21 protein-coding genes and 1 other annotated feature are annotated in these 19010 nt (G+C 32.4%); of the genes, 8 read left to right on the top strand and 13 right to left on the bottom strand.

Annotation, left to right across the window (positions count from 1 at the left end; translation table 11 throughout):
• Positions 1-138 precede the first annotated feature (138 nt).
• The 3 genes from BG04_RS30340 to BG04_RS20405 all read right to left on the bottom strand — a co-directional run bounded on the left by BG04_RS30340 (position 139) and on the right by BG04_RS20405 (position 2367).
• A protein-coding gene (locus tag BG04_RS30340; protein ID WP_115648232.1) for an IS3 family transposase occupies positions 139-1289 on the bottom strand; the annotation gives its coding sequence in 2 pieces (ribosomal slippage) (positions 139-1037 and positions 1037-1289; 1152 coding nt in all).
• Positions 1282-1500, bottom strand: coding sequence for an IS3 family transposase (locus BG04_RS31855; RefSeq protein ID WP_372588409.1), 219 nt, complete (start codon positions 1498-1500; stop codon positions 1282-1284). The genes BG04_RS30340 and BG04_RS31855 overlap by 8 nt, the downstream gene beginning before the upstream one ends.
• Before the next feature lie 351 nt (positions 1501-1851).
• On the bottom strand, positions 1852-2367 hold the full coding sequence (locus BG04_RS20405) for a DinB family protein (RefSeq protein ID WP_034652931.1): 516 nt from the start codon (positions 2365-2367) through the stop codon (positions 1852-1854).
• Between the two features lie 522 nt (positions 2368-2889).
• Positions 2890-3104, top strand: a binding site (T-box leader).
• A 43-nt stretch (positions 3105-3147) separates the two neighbouring features.
• On the opposite strand from BG04_RS20405, the gene BG04_RS20400 reads away from it, so the two are divergent.
• Positions 3148-4524, top strand: a complete 1377-nt coding sequence (locus tag BG04_RS20400) for an amino acid permease (protein WP_034652933.1) — start codon at positions 3148-3150, stop codon at positions 4522-4524.
• Between the two features lie 305 nt (positions 4525-4829).
• Here the strand turns inward: BG04_RS20400 and BG04_RS20395 are convergent, their stop codons facing one another.
• Complete coding sequence (locus BG04_RS20395; protein ID WP_034652935.1) at positions 4830-5273, bottom strand: hypothetical protein; 444 nt, start codon at positions 5271-5273, stop codon at positions 4830-4832.
• 186 nt (positions 5274-5459) lie between these two features.
• Between BG04_RS20395 and BG04_RS20390 the strand changes: the two genes are divergently transcribed.
• Positions 5460-6185, top strand: coding sequence for a ZIP family metal transporter (locus tag BG04_RS20390; protein ID WP_016763697.1), 726 nt, complete (start codon positions 5460-5462; stop codon positions 6183-6185).
• 192 nt (positions 6186-6377) lie between these two features.
• On the opposite strand, the gene BG04_RS20385 is transcribed toward BG04_RS20390, so the two are convergent.
• The 4 genes from BG04_RS20385 to BG04_RS20370 form a co-directional block, all read right to left on the bottom strand.
• A complete protein-coding gene (locus BG04_RS20385) occupies positions 6378-6713 on the bottom strand; it encodes a hypothetical protein (protein ID WP_013082643.1) in 336 nt (111 codons plus the stop codon).
• Between the two features lie 175 nt (positions 6714-6888).
• Positions 6889-7557 (bottom strand): DUF3885 domain-containing protein, encoded by a 669-nt coding sequence (locus tag BG04_RS20380; protein WP_034652938.1) that lies wholly within the window; start codon positions 7555-7557, stop codon positions 6889-6891.
• A 500-nt stretch (positions 7558-8057) separates the two neighbouring features.
• Positions 8058-8246 carry a hypothetical protein gene (locus tag BG04_RS20375; protein WP_013082641.1) on the bottom strand — a complete coding sequence of 63 codons (189 nt, stop codon included), beginning with the start codon at positions 8244-8246 and terminating at the stop codon, positions 8058-8060.
• A 506-nt stretch (positions 8247-8752) separates the two neighbouring features.
• The gene (locus BG04_RS20370; protein WP_025749081.1) at positions 8753-9607 is read right to left on the bottom strand and encodes a hypothetical protein; all 855 of its coding nucleotides are present in this window, start codon (positions 9605-9607) and stop codon (positions 8753-8755) included.
• A 628-nt stretch (positions 9608-10235) separates the two neighbouring features.
• Between BG04_RS20370 and BG04_RS20365 the strand changes: the two genes are divergently transcribed.
• Positions 10236-10439: a cold-shock protein gene (locus tag BG04_RS20365; protein ID WP_016763693.1), complete on the top strand. Its 204-nt coding sequence runs from the start codon at positions 10236-10238 to the stop codon at positions 10437-10439.
• 265 nt (positions 10440-10704) lie between these two features.
• On the opposite strand, the gene BG04_RS20360 is transcribed toward BG04_RS20365, so the two are convergent.
• On the bottom strand, positions 10705-10905 hold the full coding sequence (locus tag BG04_RS20360; RefSeq protein ID WP_013056497.1) for a cold-shock protein: 201 nt from the start codon (positions 10903-10905) through the stop codon (positions 10705-10707).
• A gap of 243 nt (positions 10906-11148) precedes the next feature.
• Here BG04_RS20360 and BG04_RS29920 point away from each other — a divergent pair, with 243 nt between their 5' ends.
• Complete coding sequence (locus BG04_RS29920; protein WP_080743162.1) at positions 11149-11289, top strand: FbpB family small basic protein; 141 nt, start codon at positions 11149-11151, stop codon at positions 11287-11289.
• A gap of 138 nt (positions 11290-11427) precedes the next feature.
• Positions 11428-11610 carry a hypothetical protein gene (locus tag BG04_RS20355; RefSeq protein WP_034652942.1) on the top strand — a complete coding sequence of 61 codons (183 nt, stop codon included), beginning with the start codon at positions 11428-11430 and terminating at the stop codon, positions 11608-11610.
• Positions 11611-12444: 834 nt separating this feature from the next.
• On the opposite strand, the gene BG04_RS30615 is transcribed toward BG04_RS20355, so the two are convergent.
• Positions 12445-12585 (bottom strand): hypothetical protein, encoded by a 141-nt coding sequence (locus tag BG04_RS30615; protein WP_155276308.1) that lies wholly within the window; start codon positions 12583-12585, stop codon positions 12445-12447.
• A gap of 759 nt (positions 12586-13344) precedes the next feature.
• On the opposite strand from BG04_RS30615, the gene BG04_RS20345 reads away from it, so the two are divergent.
• Entirely contained in the window at positions 13345-13785 is a 441-nt protein-coding gene (locus BG04_RS20345; protein WP_034652943.1) for an aspartyl-phosphate phosphatase Spo0E family protein, read from the top strand.
• 352 nt (positions 13786-14137) lie between these two features.
• Positions 14138-14659, top strand: a complete 522-nt coding sequence (locus BG04_RS20340; protein WP_034652944.1) for a hypothetical protein — start codon at positions 14138-14140, stop codon at positions 14657-14659.
• A 102-nt stretch (positions 14660-14761) separates the two neighbouring features.
• On the opposite strand, the gene BG04_RS20335 is transcribed toward BG04_RS20340, so the two are convergent.
• Positions 14762-15001 carry a hypothetical protein gene (locus BG04_RS20335; RefSeq protein ID WP_034650000.1) on the bottom strand — a complete coding sequence of 80 codons (240 nt, stop codon included), beginning with the start codon at positions 14999-15001 and terminating at the stop codon, positions 14762-14764.
• Between the two features lie 387 nt (positions 15002-15388).
• On the opposite strand from BG04_RS20335, the gene BG04_RS20330 reads away from it, so the two are divergent.
• Positions 15389-16225 carry an STAS domain-containing protein gene (locus BG04_RS20330; RefSeq protein ID WP_034652945.1) on the top strand — a complete coding sequence of 279 codons (837 nt, stop codon included), beginning with the start codon at positions 15389-15391 and terminating at the stop codon, positions 16223-16225.
• A gap of 475 nt (positions 16226-16700) precedes the next feature.
• On the opposite strand, the gene BG04_RS20325 is transcribed toward BG04_RS20330, so the two are convergent.
• Together BG04_RS20325 and BG04_RS20320 are read right to left on the bottom strand one after the other, a co-directional pair.
• Positions 16701-17687 (bottom strand): DUF3231 family protein, encoded by a 987-nt coding sequence (locus BG04_RS20325; RefSeq protein WP_230586573.1) that lies wholly within the window; start codon positions 17685-17687, stop codon positions 16701-16703.
• Between the two features lie 166 nt (positions 17688-17853).
• Positions 17854-18855, bottom strand: coding sequence for a DUF3231 family protein (locus tag BG04_RS20320; protein WP_034652948.1), 1002 nt, complete (start codon positions 18853-18855; stop codon positions 17854-17856).
• Between the last annotated feature and the right edge of the window lie 155 nt (positions 18856-19010).

The following is a 19010-nucleotide window of genomic DNA, read 5'->3' as shown; positions in this document are numbered from 1 at the left end:
TATACAAACTAAAAAAGCATATAGTATGCATTTTTAAATGCAAAAAAACTACCTCAGTGAACTGCACCCCAATTGTTAGACAAAGAAACTCTAATGATTGTGGACTTGTCAATATTTATTGGACACTAAGTTAAGATACTATGATGAATAGGCTTTTTCGTATTCAATAGGGGAAAGATAATGCAGAGAAGAATGCATTCTTTTGGTATTGTAATAGAGCTCTATATATTTAAATACTTCTTTTCGAGCTTGTTCTGGTGTTGTAAATTTGGCACCATGAATGAGCTCTCTTTTTATGGTCTTATAAAAAGATTCCATTAATGCATTATCGTAGGGGTTTCCTTTTCTGCTGACACTTGAAACAGCACCATACTTTTTCAGTATGGCTTGAAAATTACTACCTGTATATTGGGATCCCTGGTCTGTATGGATAATTAATCCGGTTGGAGGATGTTCTTTGTTATATCCTTGTAAAAAAGCGTCTATCACAAGGGAATCTTTCATCCGTGTACTCATAGACCAGCCACTCACTTTTCTCGAGTACATATCCACAAATACCGCAAGGTATAACGTACCCTTTTGAGTAGGGATATAGGTAATGTCACCGACCCATATTTTATTTCGTCCGTCTGTGTGAAAAACTTGATTTAGGAGGTTGGGCCTTTCTATAGAAGGTGATTTTTTATTATAACGTTTATAGCGATACCTGCTTCCTTTCGCATATAGGTTCATTTGACGCATCAGTTTTCCTACTCTTTTTCTGTTTACCTTGATTCCCTTCTTCTCAAGAACCTTTGTAACTCTTAAAGATCCGTATCGACCCTTATGTTCCTTAAATATCTCCTGTATTTCTGCACGTAACACTTCATTCTCTAAAGCTCTTTTAGAAGGTTTTCTCTGTAAATATTCATAGTAACCTGATCGTGAGATGTTTAACGTTTTACAAGCCTTCTTGATGTTATAGTTGTGTTTATTTTCTTTTAAGAATTGAAACCTTACACATTCTTTTTCTTCAAGAAGACCCGGAACTTTTTTAGTAGATCAAGCTCTTTTCTAAGTTCTTCATTCTCACGTTTAAGCTTTTTCATTTCATACTGGGAATTATAAAGTGCGCTCCCACGGCCTGGAAACGCACTTTCCCCATATTCTTCGTATTCACTTACCCAACGATATAGCGTATTAGGATGAATAAATAATTCTTTCGCAACCTCTTTTACAAATAGGTTCTCTTCCAGTACCAACTGAACTGCAGCCATTTTAAATTGACGATCATAAACTTTTCTACCCATAAACCGAATCACCTTTTTCTCTTAATTTAGTGTCCAGTTTATCGTACCATCTCCAAACGTAGTTGGCATGAGTACGGTATTCGACTGGACTCATGCCTTTCAATTCTCTCTTAATTCGAGTGTTATTGTAATAGTGTATATATCCTTCTAGTTCTCTCTCAAAATGGTCCATATCTTTAAATTGTTGAAGATATAAAAGCTCTGGCTTCAGTTTGAAAAATAAATTGATAACAAGAAAATAAAGGTTTCTATAATGCCCAAGTTTGCGTTGAATCAGGAGTTATATGAAAAACAAAAGTTAATTTTGTCAGCGAGCATTTCTCTGCATTTTAAAGTCTTTGATTAACTAGGTTTTTATTTATAAATGATTGTGACGAGAAAGCAACTTTCTATTTGTACGGGAGGTGCTTTTTCGTTTCTTATAAAAATATAAAAATGGAGGAACGAAAAAAGCTCAATTTCTCTAGTTTAATACTTAGGAATTGGACCTTTTAATATTAGAATTCCCTTAACATTGTAAATCCGCATTTCCTGACCCTACCCCTTTTAGATAGAGGAGAAACTACTCTTTTGTATCCCTTTCATATAAATATAAAATATAATCAGTCATAACACCGGGATGGCCCAATTGCCGTAGCATAGCTGTAATATTGCCACGATGATATGTTCCATGATTGACAACATGTTGTACTACATCAGATAAACGGGTTTCGAGTCGTCCAGCAATTGAAGTTTCCAGCACAAAGGCGGTTTCTATATCTTCTTGAGGATTGAGAAATGCTTTGTACCTGTCAGATAAATCGAAAAACATCGTTTCTACTTCCTCGATCCTTTTCGTTTCAATCTGTTCTCTCAATTGATTAGCCGACGCAGATGCTTCATCAAACTTTTCACCAGAAATACAATTTAACCATATGTTGTCAGAGACATAAATGTGCGCCATCACCTTTGATATAGAAGAAAAAACGCTCTGAATTTCCTTTTCGTAAATGTCCTCAGAAAGTTCTTTTAATCGGTCGAAAATTTTTTGGTTTGCCCATACATGGTAATCGTACAATTTTAATGAGTGATGTGACATTTGAAACTCCCCCTATTTCCCAATTCATTATCGACATTACACAAGGTATCAGTAGTCAACTTAACTATACTTCTATAAAAATATCCTCCAGACCTTTTATTTAGAGGAGTTTTTTGTTCACTTAATATGAATTATAAGAAGTAACAAACTTTTAAAATTCCTATTATTAAAGGTTTTGTATATTCATAATTCAAATGTTGTAAAAGAAAAGAATAACTCTTGCCTTGTTATATTCTTTAGGACAAAATACAATACTGAGATATTTTCTCACCATTTTTATTCTGATTTAAAAACCTACTGTACTCTTGTTTGCACAGTAGGTTTTCTATTATAGAAAAGCGTACAATTCAATCACAGTACAAAAGATGGGAAAAGGAATGATTAAATACTGAATAATGGTAATTGTTATCTTTGTGTAAAATCTAATAACTCTTCTTATAGCTGTAAATAGATAAAAACATATTGACATTTAATTTCAAACTAACTATGATGATATACATTACATACACTTTAATTTAATAAACAAAAGCTAAGATAGGATCTTAAGTAATCCTAATCTCCCTGTTATAGAGAGCTGATAATTGGTGGAAGTCAGTACAAAGATTAGAGATGAAATTCACTCCTAGAGCTTCCTCTTCTAATGGTATTTTAGAGAGGACGGATAAAACCGTTATGCTAATTAAGAGGTAAGATGTTTTTACAATATAGGGTGGTACCGCGAAATTTTCGTCCCTGCTGAATAATTCAGCAGGGACTTTTTTATGTTAAAAGGAGGGCATCATGAAAGAAAATACTGCATCAAAGAATACGTTAAAAAAGCAATTATTACCGCGGCACATTCGAATGATTGCTATTGGAGGAATGATTGGAACAGGGATTTTCAAAGGGAGTGCTGATACAATTGGATTAGCAGGACCTTCGGTTATCTTTTCGTATCTATTTGCTGGACTATTGCTTCTCATTGTAATGGGGGCTTTGGCTGAAATGGCTATTGTATACCCATCGCACAATATGAAAGATCTAATTCAAAAAGCTTTTGGAAGACGTTTTTCTTTTGTAACGGGAGCTACTTATTGCTTTATGTGGCTTACTGTGTGTGTTATTGAAGTCATCGCTGCAGGTAGTTTTCTGCAATATTGGTTTTCTTCTATCCCTTTATGGATTCTTTGTCTTATTTGTTCAATTGTACTTATTTTAATTAATGCTACAAGCGTAAAGTCTTTTGGAGAAATTGAGTTTTGGTTTGCTGGTATTAAAATCTTTGTTATTATTGCTTTTATTTTATTAGGTATAGCGATACTATTTGGAATTATGCCAAGCAATAATTCATCTTCTCATTATCTTCATAATTATAGTGATTTTATACCAAATGGCTGGAAAGCCGTTTTCTCTACATTACTTGTAGTCATTTTCTCGTATGGAGGATCAGAACTCATTGGTTTAACTATTACAGAAACGAAAGATGCTGAAAAGGTATTACCAGGGGTAGTTAAAGGCGTTATGTGGAGAGTAGTTCTGTTTTATACTTTGCCTATTTTTATTATCTGTGGCTTGATACCATGGGATAAAATTGATGCAAATGCTAGCCCTTTTGTGCAGGTATTTGAAACAGCCGGGCTTCAAGGTGCTTCTCATGTTATGAACTTTATTTTATTAACAGCTGTCCTTTCAGCAGCCAATTCAGGTATTTATGGCTGTACAAGGATGCTTCATTCTTTATCTCAGTCGGGAGATGCTCCTAAAAGTTTGTCCTATGTAAATAAACAAGGCGTACCTGTTTACAGTTTAGCTTTCAGTGTCCTATTTTTATTATTGGGAACGTACCTCGTATACTTATATCCTGAAAAAGCTTTTTCTTATTTATTAGCTATTCCTGGATTTACAGTTTCTCTTATATGGATTAGTATTTGCTTAGCTCAGCTAAAGCTACGTCCTCAATATAAAGAAAAACCATATTTTAAACTTTGGGGCTTCCCTTATTTAACGCTCTTTGCCGCATGTACATTAATTATTAGCTTCATAGTCTTTCTCATAGACAGTGCGAATAGGTTAAGCTCTATAGTTTGTGTAGCATTCGTTCTTGTAATGGTAATTCTTTCATTTTTCAAAAAGAACACCAAACCTACTTCTCTTGAAGTACCGAATGATACCAATTAGATTTTACATTCTTCAAAAACTTAAATCAAAAAAAGATACTTTATAAAGTATCTTTTTTTGATTTATAGAATCACTTGCTTCATTTGAGAGCATTTTTAGTGATTTAACTCACGATTTGTTTTTGGGATTTTTGCTCTTCATTCCAAGCCTCTAAGGTTTCATGCAAGATACTCTTTGCATCTTCTTATAGCTCTTTTCGCTGTGAGTGTCGTTTATTCCTTTAGCGTAATATGCCATATTCGTTTTGAGCAATTCTTTCATTTTCTGCATAGCTTGTAGATTAAAATAAGCAACATCGATTCCCGTTAAGTGCCCAAAATGGTGATGTACGATTGTGTTTGACATACCTTTGTTATCCACACTGTAAATTCGTTAATCATGTTGATTAACTCACGAATGTACTTGTTTTTGTGATGATCAAACTGTTTGTACGTTTCCTTTACTTTGCTAAAATCAATCCATTTCTTTAGTTTAATCATAGGCGGATTAGTGCTCAAAAAATATGCGAGTTCTTGCAGCTGATTACTGATCCTCAGCCATGTTTCTGCTTTGATTTCTGTCACTTGGGTAGGTTGATACTGTGGCACATACTTGCAAATAGTGGTGTAGAAATAAGCAAAAGCTTCATCAGCAAAATAGACCGATTCTTTATTCCAATACTTTGCATTGTACTCCCCTGGTTTCACTTCTATATAATAAGCATTTTCGACCTTGTCCACATTGGTTATCATTTCAAAAGGAGATTCCATAGTAACACCTCTTTTTTAGATAACGTTAGTATGTCCTTTTTTATTAGTGATTTACCTAAAAGTTACTCCCAAGTTAATATCATGTGCTTTTATTTTTTTTAACCATTTATAAAACATAGGTATGATTGCCTTTCCTTTGAATAGGTTAGTTGTACAAAACCATATAGCCGAAAGGAAGTAGCAATTATGCATATAGAAATGAATATCTTATTTACTTTAGGTTCTTTACTGGGTTTATTAGCAGGTGGAGGACTTCTCAAATTAGTAAACCATCTGGCAAGGGGAAGAATCCAATTTATGTATGCTATATGCGGTGGAATCTTATTGGGCTTATTGTTTTTCGATATCCTTCCGTCTACTTGGCATCTATATGATTTAAGAGGCGTTTTATTAGGGATTGTAGTCGGATATATCATCATGCTATGCATTGACCTCTTTTTGCATAAACAAAACAGCGAAATTTCACCCTTACAGGCACTTATCTTATTAACGGTTGCTATCTTTTTTCATAATGTCATCACAGGTGTTACCTTTGGAATAACAGATATGCACCAATCAGCTTCTGTATTCGCAGCTACCCTTTTACATCAGGTCCCAGAGGGGATGGCAATTATGACAGTCCTCTCTATAGCAAAAATACCTAACACCTTCTTTTTACTAATTATAGCCATTCTGTCGCTGTCTTTAGGAGGCAGTTTATTCATTGGTGAAAGTGTACAAGTTTCCTCACTTAAACTACAAGCTTTGTCGACTGGCGCAGCAATCGGTACACTGTCTTTTGTTATCTTTCATGAAATAATTGGAAATACCATCAAGCACTTCAGGAAATTGCATGTATGGCTATTAATTTCGCTAGGATTCGTAATTATTTATGTTTATCAATATTCTCTTTCATTATTTCATGGCCATTAGAATGATTAAATTTAAGTGTCAAAAAGACACCTACAATTGTATGCAGCTATACCTCACTGTGATCATTTATAAAAGAAGAACATTTCATAGAATGTTCTTCTTTTACATTACTTCCTAGAGTCATGATTATGGTAACTAGAAATAACTGCTTAGAATCCATATTTCATTCTCTTATATATAAGCATCTGTATGTTACCACTCTCTCCACTCTTCTGTGATATCCTCTTCAGTCTCTAAGCCAGCTGCATTTGCAGCTTTGATGATAAACTCGCAAAGTTCTTCTCTTTCTAACGTTTCAATGAAATAATCAAATTGTTCATTTAACTCATTTAATCCTATAACTATCTCTTGTACATATTCTAAGATATCTTGTTCTGACATTTTATCTACAGAACCTTCAAGTCTATTAATATAAGTATCAAGAATTTCATCAGTGGCTTTAATATTCTCTACAGTGAAAATCTCATCATCTTCCATTCTTTGTTGCCAAGCTGCTGTCGGTTTATTATTTTTTAGTTCTTCCATCATTGTATTATCACCTTAATCTTATTTGGATTTCCATTTAGCTATAAGCCTAATGCTAATCTGATTATATAACAAAATTAACCTAGAAGATTGTAGATACCTTTTTTATTTTTAGTTACTGTGAGACAGGTGATTATGGATATAAAAAATGTGCTAATTAGTGGATGAATCCTACTTTTCACTTAAATAAAAGGTCAATTTCTTCTCGATCATAATCCAAAATCCAATTATTATATTCTTCATAAAGAAAGCGTATAGATTCTTTACTTGAGGCTAAGACATCACATCCGCGATCATCATACAAATGAAAAATCTTTTTTTTAGAGAGATTAATAAAGTAAATATCATAACTACTTTGGGAATTACTCTTCAGAATAGTAGATGGATGAGCAAAATCTTCATAATTAATAGCCTTTAAAAGTTGCGCATATCTTAATTCTGTTTTCTTACAAGAAAGTACATAGCGATGAGTCAAAGATTGATCATCGTCTTCGTCTTCATCCTGAAATACACTCGGCAAACAGTGATGGTTTAATTGATATAGCCGCTGTTTATCTTTTATGTATTTTAAATAAACGTTTAAAGGTCTTTTTTGAAGGAAACGATCTTTGTTCGTAGTATGCACATCCGTAATAAAAAGAATCTCATCTCCCTCTTCAAATACTCTGTGAAATAATGTGATTGATCGATGAAAAGCTTGATTCAAACAATCTTTTTCGTGAGATGAAATTAATGGATCTGATATTTCAAAGCGAATGCTATATTTCCACGAATAAAACAGAGCTGGACTTAAAGTTAATCCTTCAAAGTATTTTTCTAAAAATGAAGGTAGAGTGTTAGTGCTCATGTATTTTTCTCCAAATTTTTTAGTTTTTATAGTTTATAAGTAACTTTTTTTACTTAAACATTAAGTAATTGTTCGATTTTATATGTAGGATTAATAAAGCCCTTTATTTTAAAAAATAAACTTAAAAGCCACCTCGAATTGTCAGGAAAGGTAGCTTACAAGAGAAACTTAATATGGAATTATAAAGTGTAGTATATTTTTCCTAAAAAAACTATTCTCTACCTCATAAATACATTCGTAAAACGCAAGCTTTTTATGCATTTTGGCAGTTAATCTTCCCTATCGAATCTTAATCTATTTTTGCATGTGTGTTGAAAAATCACATTATATGAACTCAGAATGAATATTTTATACAATCACAATAGCTTCGTAAGTGCTTGCCACTGATGACACCTCATGGAATCAAGAGGCTCTAAATCTTATAGTGCTGCTTATTTCTTAAATCAGTCTATTTATTAAAATAAAAAGCACCTCAATTAATAGATGCCTAGTTTTTATTATTATTTTTCTTCTGTAATCATAAACTGTACCACGTTATTTAAATTGATGTGCACTAACTCTTTTTCATTCGAAATGAATCTTTCATATTTTGTTATATGACTAATGACTTCTTTCTTTGATGCGGCTTCGAATTTTAATTCCTTTGTCCTGCCATTTATAAATTCGAAAATAACTTTAAATTTAAGCATAGGTGTATCTCCTCATTATCTACTTATTATTCTTGTTTCATCAATTCTTCTTCAAAGAAAAAAATACTTGGATATTTAGTAACCGTATAAGAGTATCTTTTCATGTTTTTTACATAATGACTTTTTAAGATTGTTACTAATTCATTCGATACTCTTATAGTTACTGTTTTTCCATTACTAAATATTTTCACGTTATATCCTTCATCTTCTCTCCTATTAAAAATAATAAGGTTATCGTATTATTCTTATAATAGAGCTGAGAAAAGCTTACATCAATCTGTACAGATTTTCCTCATTCTGGTATATGAGCTCAAAAAGTATATAGTTATAAAATAGTAAAGGATTATTTTATATAGATTTTAATCACCTACTGTCACTTTTCTACCTCTCCTATGTTCTGTTCTTGCCTTTTTAATAGCGAACAGAGCCAAGGAACGTTCGCTATTAATGATGGGTGAGAAAAATGGGTCAGTCCTTAGTCATTCCTATTACCTTTGGGCTAACGTTTACATACGCATCAATGCGCCATTAGGCTTTGGTAACTCCTCAGCTGTTATCAGATTCATTTTACAAAAATGTTCAAAAAATTGTTGTGCCAGCTCTCTTTCCTTTGGGTCACTTTTCAACTCAGCTATATCAAGTAAAATTTGAGCCATCCATAAATTATCAAAATAACGGTATTTACCTGTATTCCATGTCATTTTTTGGGATGTTCTTTCATTTACATAATATTTCCAGAAAGGCATCTGATCCGATTCCTGTTCTGTAAGCTGGAGTCTGTATTTTGAATGAGCAGGAATATATCCATCTTCACAAAGCTTACCGATAAAATCTTCATTCACCATATAGACGCCTAAGATACGTCTGTCTTTTTCAGGCATACTGGAATCTATTGCTGTTAACAAGACAGCACTATTTTGGTGCAAACGAATGGGTTTGGTGGGCTTCCCCTTGTTATTACCGCTTTTTATTACACCTGAAAAAACCTTCCACTCTAAAAAAGAACTATTCTGTTCTTCTGTGTCACACCAAAAAACCATTTGTGATTCAGAATGAAGTTTATGATTTTTCATAAGTTTTTCAAGTCCCCAGCGAAGTTCTTGGTTTTTTCGTTGTAGTTTTTTTTCCTCTTCCTTCTTCCGTTCTTCCTCGTTGTGTTCCATTTCCTTTTTTTCTATAATTTTTTCGAGTGAATGAGCAACACTTTTATCATGCAGTTTTAGATGCTTTCCAAATACATCGGGGAAAACAAATTTTTTATTTTCCGATGCGAAATGTATTTCAATACTGGAATCATTACATTTAACTATACTGCCTATCCCAAAAAGCTTGTGTGTAACTTTCTTATTGATTAGATTCATTATTCTAGGCCTCCTTGTAGAATAAAAACTCGGTTACTATTAGATAGTAAATTAATAATTTTATTCAACTAACTTACCTTTAAAGCTCACACAACTGTTTGAGTTTTTTTTCAGTTTAAAAAAGGGTATTGAAAAAATGCATCCATAATTCTATCTGAAAAAAACACAGCGGAATTCGGAATACGATCGAAAAAACAATTGTAAAACTATTATAACATTTTTTGAAAACATTACAAATTTTTCATTGACAATATATTTTAATTTGAGGTAAAATGAAGTTTTGTTGTTTACAATAACTCAAAATAAAAGTCTCCAACAAGTCATGAAACTTCTGGAAAGTCCCTATAAATAACCATTTGATTACTGGTGATAAGCGAAATGATTCCACCATTAAACTAACCCTCATGACGTTGGAGGCTTAGTTTAGGGATGTACTACTACAGTAAGTGGTACAATTAAAAAGCAAAAGAAGAAGATATGAACATTATTACCAAGTGTTTAGAAATTCTCATATAAAAAATTCCGTGCATTATCCCATGAAAATAAAATGGTAAGAAACACTAATTGATATAAATGATTATTACTCTTTTATAAGTTATAATGTAATATGAGGAGTAGTGATGTTAGTATGTATTATTACGGCAAAAGAAATCAAGAACCTTTAGCTCAAGAACAAACAGAGGTTTGGGAATGTACAGTAGAAGATTGTAAGGGCTGGATGAGAAAAGATTTCTCTTACGACAACCACCAAAAATGCCCTTTGTGTGGAAATCACATGGAAGCTGGAGAACGGCTTATTAATAAAATCCCCCTTAATCCCCATCGAAGATAATTTGTACCAATGCTATCGCATAGATTAAAAATTACTACTATATTATTTAATTGAAAATATAGTTAATTTATTTGCATTTGCTTTCTATTTCTAATGTATGTTATAACTAGTTATACCTTGTATCGATCGTCTTGTCTAAAACCCAGGCTTTTTTTTAAAGCCTGGGTTTTCTATTGAACTAATAGTAGATAAATCATGGTTTTCTAATTATAAGACCATAAAAAAAGACTCCTTCATAAGGAGTCTTTTTTGTTATCACTTTTAATTATGCTTTGTGAACGTTAGCAGCTTGTGCTCCACGTTGACCTTGCTCGATATCAAAAGTAACTTTTTGACCTTCTTCTAATGATTTGAAACCTTCACCTTGAATAGCACTGAAATGAACGAATACATCGTCTCCGCCTTCGATTTCAATGAAACCGAAACCTTTGTCTGCATTAAACCATTTTACTGTACCTTGTGTCATAATGTTGCCTCCTGCTGTGGAATACTCCACAAATGTATTACCTTTCTTGCCCAATCATACTATTTCAAGATAAAAACTTCTGTTTAAGGTTTTTTCTTCTCTCAATCTTATACCGAACAAAAACAAGTTAAATGTAGTGTAACACATAGGGATGTCGATAGCAAATAATTGCTTTATTCCATTTAACCGTTATAATCATACTTGTCTACGGACTAAACTAAACAGTGAGAAAGAAGTGCCATTATGAGAAAGTTAAAACCCTCTTTTCAAAACCTAGTCAATGAAAATAGACATAAAATACTAGAAGATAAAAAGGTCATGGAAAAGATTGAAGAAAAAATTGAAGCTCGCCAGGAGCAGGCTATAAAGATGAAAACGAAATAAGAGTAGAATAAAAACATCCTATCTAAACGGATGTTTTTTTGTATTTTACTACTGTTGCATTTCTAGGTAAATGGCTTTTTACAGGATATTTCATCTGCTATGTCGAATCTAGCAAGTCACAAGAAAGGGGCTGTTAATATGAATTCAAAAGAACAAAAGAGGTTGGCAACTACTAGAAAACAAATGGAGAATGCTAAAGAACAAATTGATTTATCTTCCGAGTTAGAACAAGACTTGGAAAATTTAGGATTACAACGACGAATGAAGCAATTAGAGTTAGAAAGCAAGTTTCTAAAAAACCAGAATGATGAACTACTTTAATTCACAGCACCCATTCAGGGGTGCTTTTTCAACATTTTAATACTTTTACCTCAGCCCCCCTATCCATGATCAATACTTTCTCCCAGAGCAAACGAATAACAAAGATGGTTTATTCTCTTTTTGTCTAATTCAGCTCTGTCTATCTATGTATGTTTTATGATGATCTTCCATTAATTTCTATTTACTTTAAATCAACGTGTTTCATTTCCAAAATAAATCTTTGATGGTCCAGATTACTTGATCTACAAAGGTTAATTCACGCTTATATCTCTTCCATTCCTTCTCATAGTTAACCTCAATATGACATCCAAAAAAAAGAGCTAATCGTCTAGTTGAAATATTTTTATAATGGCTTCTTTATGCTTCTTCATAAATTATAGTATTAAGACACAACAAAATTTGACAAAATAAAAAACTTAACCTTATCCTATACTTAAAGATAAACTCAAGGAGTTGAGTTATAACATAAATGGATAACATGCAGCGCTTTATAGAGTTAGTTTTACAGTTTGAACAATCCTTAAATAGAAAGCTAACTAATCAAGAAAAGGAATTCCTAATGTGGGTTGTAAAAAAGGAAAAACAGATAGAAGCGTAATTCTGAATTAATTACTCCTATCTGTTTTAGTAATGAAGGGTAGAGCCCTTCTTTTCAATTCTTCTTCGAGAATAAGAATGTTTGATCATGTAATTTCTCCTTTACCTGTACAAACCCTCCCATAACAAGTAGCTCTAAATGTGTTGTATTATCTTCTATCCCAAAAGTTTTACATAATTCATATCGAATTTTCACAAGTCCCAATTCGTCTAATTCCCTTACAATACCTGTTCTTTTTATTTTATCTGAATTAAAACCTTTGTTCCACTAGGCAATTGATCGACGTGATAAGATATCAAAGAACCTGTGCTCCGATTATCAGCAGGCTTAGCATACTCAATTTCTACACCTGTTCCTCCTTCACCACAAAATGTCATTGAAAATTCTCTTCTATCATAACCTTACTTAATAGGAAGCCTCTTTAAAGATTGGCTTCTGTTCTCTTCTGCCCCATCAGGATTAATTGTACAAATAGCTGACTTACCCTTGTTAATGGCATGTTCAGTATGCGCTGCGGTTTTAGAGTATTTATCAGTCGGAAAATAGATTACTTTATCTATCATAGGATGTGGTACTTTCTTGTGACGAAGAGAATAAATCCTTTAAGTCAATATTTTCTACGTCAGTCACATAAGCTAAAATCAACAAAATAAAAATAATCCAGTATATGATTTTTTTCAATTTTCTCAACTCCTTCACTAAAAATAGTAGTATGAGAAACACTCAGAATTGCAATTAATGGACAATGACCCTCGAAATAAAGAATATCTTCTTCTGGTAGATTCTCAATAACAATATTTCAACACTTATGCACCAGAATCCCCTTAACTATGTATAGCTAATTTATGATTAAGGTTTTCCAATATAGATAGCCCCAAAAAGTACACCTTTTTGGATTGGGGAAAAATGACTTAAAAAACAGCTATCCCATTCGAAAAAGTATACTTTTTCGAATGGGATAGCTCATTAATGTCTATATTTTTTGTGTTTTCTTGTAATTTTTTGATATGTTTTGTAGAAACCATTTTCATTCTATCTTATATTGCTCATAATATTTTTTATTGGCTCTATCTTTTTATTATAGACCTACTAAATTTCCTAGAAACTGAAAAATTTCGATGAGGTGAGAAAAAGCTATGTCAATGCTAATCAATTCAGTAGGTCAAATAAAAGACTTACGAAAGTACATTGCAAAAAAAAGGAAAGAATTAATTGATCTAGGTAGTAATTATGGACTTTTAGATAAAAAAACAATTAAGTGTAGTCAAGATTTGGACAAGCTTATAAATTTGCATATGAAATCTTATTCTAGTTCAACTAACATGTTTTTAGATTACGGAGGAGATCTACCTAGAATGAGACACTCCTATAGTAATTATAAAATTAGTGATTTCAAATATGAGGTAAAAGCCGTTGAGCTTGCAAGAAGTAATATTCGTTTTTGTTCTGCCCAATTGATTGCTCATTCAAATCTAGCAACATTTGGAGTATGTACTGCTTTAGTTCTAGTTGATAATGGAACTAAAGCAGGTTTTGTTGCCCTTCAAAATTTACGGAAGTTAACAACTCGTTCGTGAAAATCTATCTTTTATAACGCTTTAAACTAAATGTATAAATACTTAAAAAACATCAGATTAGAAAAACTGATGTTTTTTTAAGCACTTTAAACTCAGAAACTGATACTAATTTAACTTTTCCTCATAAATCTTGTAACTCAATTTCACAAGTACCATTGTTATATAACCACAAAACAGTATACTTTTTTCTTTAAATATAACATTACAATCAACCTTTACTAATTATCCTTTCAAACACAAGGTTTTCTGAATAATCCTTTAAGGATACTAATTCATTAGTGTCCTTTTTTTTTGAGAAAACAGGGAATCTTTTAAGGCTCGTCGTATTAATAGGGATAAAGAGGTGATTGGGTTGACACAATTAATTATTAATGATGTTGAATTTAATGTTGAAAATTTTGAAGAAAAAACAATTACACATTCCCCTACAGGTGAGCAGCTAAAAAAGATTGGTTTTGCATTTTCGGTTATAGGAAAAAAAGATTATAACTTATATGACTTCTTTTTCGAGAGCCCCGATTTTGAGCTTACTATTGTTGATACAAATGAGAAACTCAAAATGAAAAATATTTCACACAGTACTTTTTATCAAGCTGCAGAGATATCAGATGACACAAAAGTCGTATTTAGAATTAAGCTACAACAAGAACCAGCCAAAGAAAAAGAACTTACAAAAGATCAGAAATTGATGGTAAATGCCGTAAATGAGGTTGTTTTATCTAGAGTAAGATTTAAAGCGTTAGAAGAAGTACTAGAAGAGAAAGGAGTATTCAAAGGCAATGAATTATTTGATAAGATTGAAAAAGTAACTAAAAGAGACTTTGAAACGTTAAAGAAAGAAATACTGGATGATAAAGAAGAAATAAACATGTAAAAGCACCTCTATTTTATCAAGGTGCTTACGTGTTTTTCTATAAAGAGCCTTTTCGTATAGTATTTCTGAGAATACCTATTATGTAAACTTTGAAATGAATTATTACTCAGTGACTTCTTTTTCCACAGTACTTATTATTCTATACAAAGCTAAAGATGTAGTCTCCACATCCGGAAAATATTCAATATGGCCTGTTTCAATATTCTTCACTTGAAAATTCTTTAGTTCTTTAGAATAACTGAGAGAAAAGGTATGATTTCCACTACAAAAGGTATGAGTGATTTCACTATCTTCATATCGTAATAACGTTTCTAACATTTCTTTGATTTTTATTATTGTCATGTATCACCAAACCCCTTTCTCACTATTTAAAGAAATTTTACAAATTAAGGTTTAATCCATTTTAACATAGGGTATATTTATAAGTTATTACCTTCAATAATTGAAATAAAGATTTTAAAAATGAAATAAATTTGTAAAAAAAACAAAAAATGTAATGTTGTATTGAGATTAGGTGATATATGACAAATGCAACATAGTTGAAACTACAGATAGATATGGTATAAAAGATGTATGCGAAATGTATGTTTAAGGGTAAAGATGTAAAGGATCTTATTTAAAAACATATTTAGTATGGGGAGTACAAGGCATAAAAATAAATAATAATTCATTTGGGGATATTTATTAATTAAGGGTAACAATAGTCAGTAAATAAGGGGCGTATTCAAAATGGAGATTATTTATAATTCAAGAGAGAAAATGACCGATTTTATTAAAGATAACAGACAAAATTTCCAAGATAAACTCTTATCAGAGGCGGTTAACGTAGCCTCTAAGATTAATGACATTTTAGAAACTGGAAATATTGATCTTTTAAAAAATGCTCAAAAGTTATCTCTATATGTCGTGGAGCAAAAGGAAGAACAACTTGTTGCTTTCGCTCAACAAGAAGGGGTAGCCTGGGCTGAGCACTCCTTAACTCTTGCCTTCAAACTAGAATGGGTACAGTCTATTAGGCGAACATTATGGCATTTTCTCTATCAATATGATCGAATAAATAACCTATTTAATAGCCGTGAAGAATTTTATGCCTTAGAGAAACAGATTAATGATCGGATTGACCAGTTTCTTAACACTTTTCTAATTAGTTATTCAAAATATAAAGATGAATTAATCGCTTCTCAGAGAGAATTAGTTGAACATTTATCGGTTCCTGTTATACCACTTAGTCAATCCATAGCTGTATTACCGTTAATCGGAATGATAGACACATACCGTATCCAAACGATTGAGGAGAAAGTACTGACAGCCATATCAGATTTAAAGATTCAAACATTAATTATAGACCTTTCTGGAGCTGCTAACATGGAGATGCATGTTATTGATCATTTTCAGAAAGTGTTAACTGGAATTTCAATGATGGGATGTAAAGCTATTCTTACAGGTTTACGTGCTGACCTAGTTAGGACCATGATTCACTCAGGAATCTCCTTTGAAGAAAAGGCAGAAACAAAAGGAACGTTACAGCAAACATTAAAAGAATACCTAGAACTCCACCAGATATAGGAGGAATAGAGAGGTTTTCTCTACACGTAGAAATAGAGATGAGTTTGTGCAATTAGAAGTGTTGTTGAAAAAGTAAATAAAGTTTATTCTACCTGAATAACCATTACTAAGATAACCCTGGATTTATAACTCTAGGGTTGCTTTACTATAGTACCGATAATGGTGCGACAAGAAGTCGCTTTCTTACAGTATAGCAAACGCTACTCATCTAGACGCAAAAGCAATCTCCGTCCAAAACGGCATGCTTGGTAACGAGCCTGTCGTTTGCATGAGGAAATGCGGAAACGGAGGAGAAATGCTGCATGGTCTAGAATACTGCTAGGAGAAAATAGGTATGGTAAACGAAAGTGAAGGGGCTCTCTCGCCGGTTGGCACTCAAACACGATTGTTGGAGTGCTATGAGGGTCTTCGTATAAAGACATTGTCGATTCCTTAATGCCTCCCGTCACGCCTACCATTGACAACTGTGTAGCCCTTACTCTGAAGATAAGTCTTCTCTATCAGCAGCTTCGGGCGGTGTTTCCATCCACCCATTTTCTATCATGATATCGGCTGCGTCATGAACAAATCCTGTTATATCCTTTAAAAAATCTGCATACATTAGCGCTAAATCGCGTCTTCCGTTTACTGCTACTGAATTTCCAAAATTTCTTACTCTCATTGAAAACATATCCATCTTATGAAAAACCATTAATTTATCGGAAAAAGGAGAAAATGTTGAAGTTGTCACTAAATGATCAATTAGTTCTGGAGAAGGCAAGTTATCATCATGAAGTTTTTTTATATAACCTTCAATCGCTTTATAAGTAAGTTCTTCTCCTTTTATAAATAAATTTCGAATCTTTTTCGTTTTTGTAACTTGACTAAACGCCATTACCAAGGCTTTGCTTGCCACGTTTGTCTCTAGATTATCGTATAAATGAGCAATTTCTAACGCATGTAAAGGTCGTACATCTCCAATGAAACCTTTTAAATAATTTTTATGTGCTATATTTACTTTTTGTGGTGCCGGAATAATAGGCGATTTAATAACCCACCCTTTAATTATTGAAACATCTTTGATATGTTCACCCAATTCTATAGTTGACTCCATACAATAAAGAGAAAATTTCCTTATATCCGCTCTATACATTAACGGTATTCCTACACTGTAAAGACTAAGCCCTACTTTAGTTACGTATCTTAAATAATGTACATAGAACTCATCTTCAAATAATCTTGGAGCAGCAAGATTAACATCATCTTTTGTGAAACCATTTGGAATGGGAATGTTCTCTTTTATGAAAGTATCTTTTATAGTACTTTGAAATTCTTTACTCAAGTTTAATGCATTTTCTAATAACTTCTTTACATCTTGGTCTTCAACATGTTGGAGAAAATAACTTAGAATACATGTAGCCATGCTATTACCCATATATATAGCCCAAAGTTTACCTATTTCCGCAGAATTTAATTTTTCCATATGAAATCTCCTAAACCGATTTTTTCTTAGATTTACCATTAAAAGAATATCTATTCTTCTAATCCCTAAACTATAGTTTTTCCAGAAAAATTATTTAAATAAATCTCAACCTGTGCATTGGTAAAGTAAGATGCTCGATTAACGTCCTGTTGTCTTATTCTAAACTTTAATTATGAGGCAATTCCTTTCGATCATTTGCTTGAGGAGGTTTCTCTATCCATCCTCTTTCAATCATAATGTTTCCCCAACTTATAGTAAGTTTTAAATCCCTTAGAATAGATGCTTCACAATGTGTTATTACATCTATCCTCATACTTGTAGCCATAGCATTGGAGTAATATATCATTGCTAAATTAAACATAAACCCGGCATGAAATAACATTAATTTATCTGAGAAAGGAGCTACTTTCGAATTTGTAACTTGGGTGTCTAATAACCCTGGAGAATGAAGGTTGGCTTCATGTAATATCGAAGAAAAAATACCAATATGTTTGTTGTACAAATTTAAAGCATCACCCATAAATTTATGTGCTTTTTTGTCCTTAGTTACTTGCTGAAAACCAAGAATAATCCCCTTTGCTGCAATACTCTTTCTCAAATTAAAGTATATATTTGAAGCCTCCATCGTATTTAAAGGCCTTTTCTTCCCCAATATGTCCATTGCATATCCTAAGTCCGTAATGAATTCACTGTTTTGTGGCGTAGAATAATAAGGATCTCTTTCATAAATTCCTTTAGATAAGAGAATATCAATTGATTTATTATAAACGTCCATCGCATCAATATTACATTGATAGTAATGATCCCGTATATCTTTTCGAACTGAGCCACTAAAAGACATACCATATCCTGATAATCCATGAATTGTCATATCATGTATGTACTGTAGCCAAAAGGAATCTGTAAATAAAGAAGAAGCTTGCAGGTTTACATCTTTATCCGTGAAGCCATTTGGTAGAGGGAAATTCTCGTTATTTAAAATCTTCGTTAACACTTTAAGATGCTTTTCAGATAATCCTAAACAAAATTCGAAAAGGGATCGAATTCCGGAGTCTTTAACGGTTGCTAATACGTATTTGCTAATACAAATTGCCATTGTTTCCCGAATGTATTGTACCCACAGGCTTGTAATTTCTGAGGAAGTTAATCTATTGTTGTTTCTGCTCAAATTTGTTACCTCCGATAGGATATAAATGCTATACAATAGATTATCCTAATATTTTGCACTTATGCATTATGGTAACAAATCGCATTCATAGTAAAGACCACACACTATTGAACTACCCCTATTGCTAAACATAAAAATCTAATGATAAGAAGGTA

The organism is Priestia megaterium NBRC 15308 = ATCC 14581, from assembly GCF_000832985.1.
Lineage (GTDB): Bacteria > Bacillota > Bacilli > Bacillales > Bacillaceae_H > Priestia > Priestia megaterium.
Note: the sequence above shows the minus strand (reverse complement) of the source record. Positions and strands in the feature narration are given on the sequence as shown.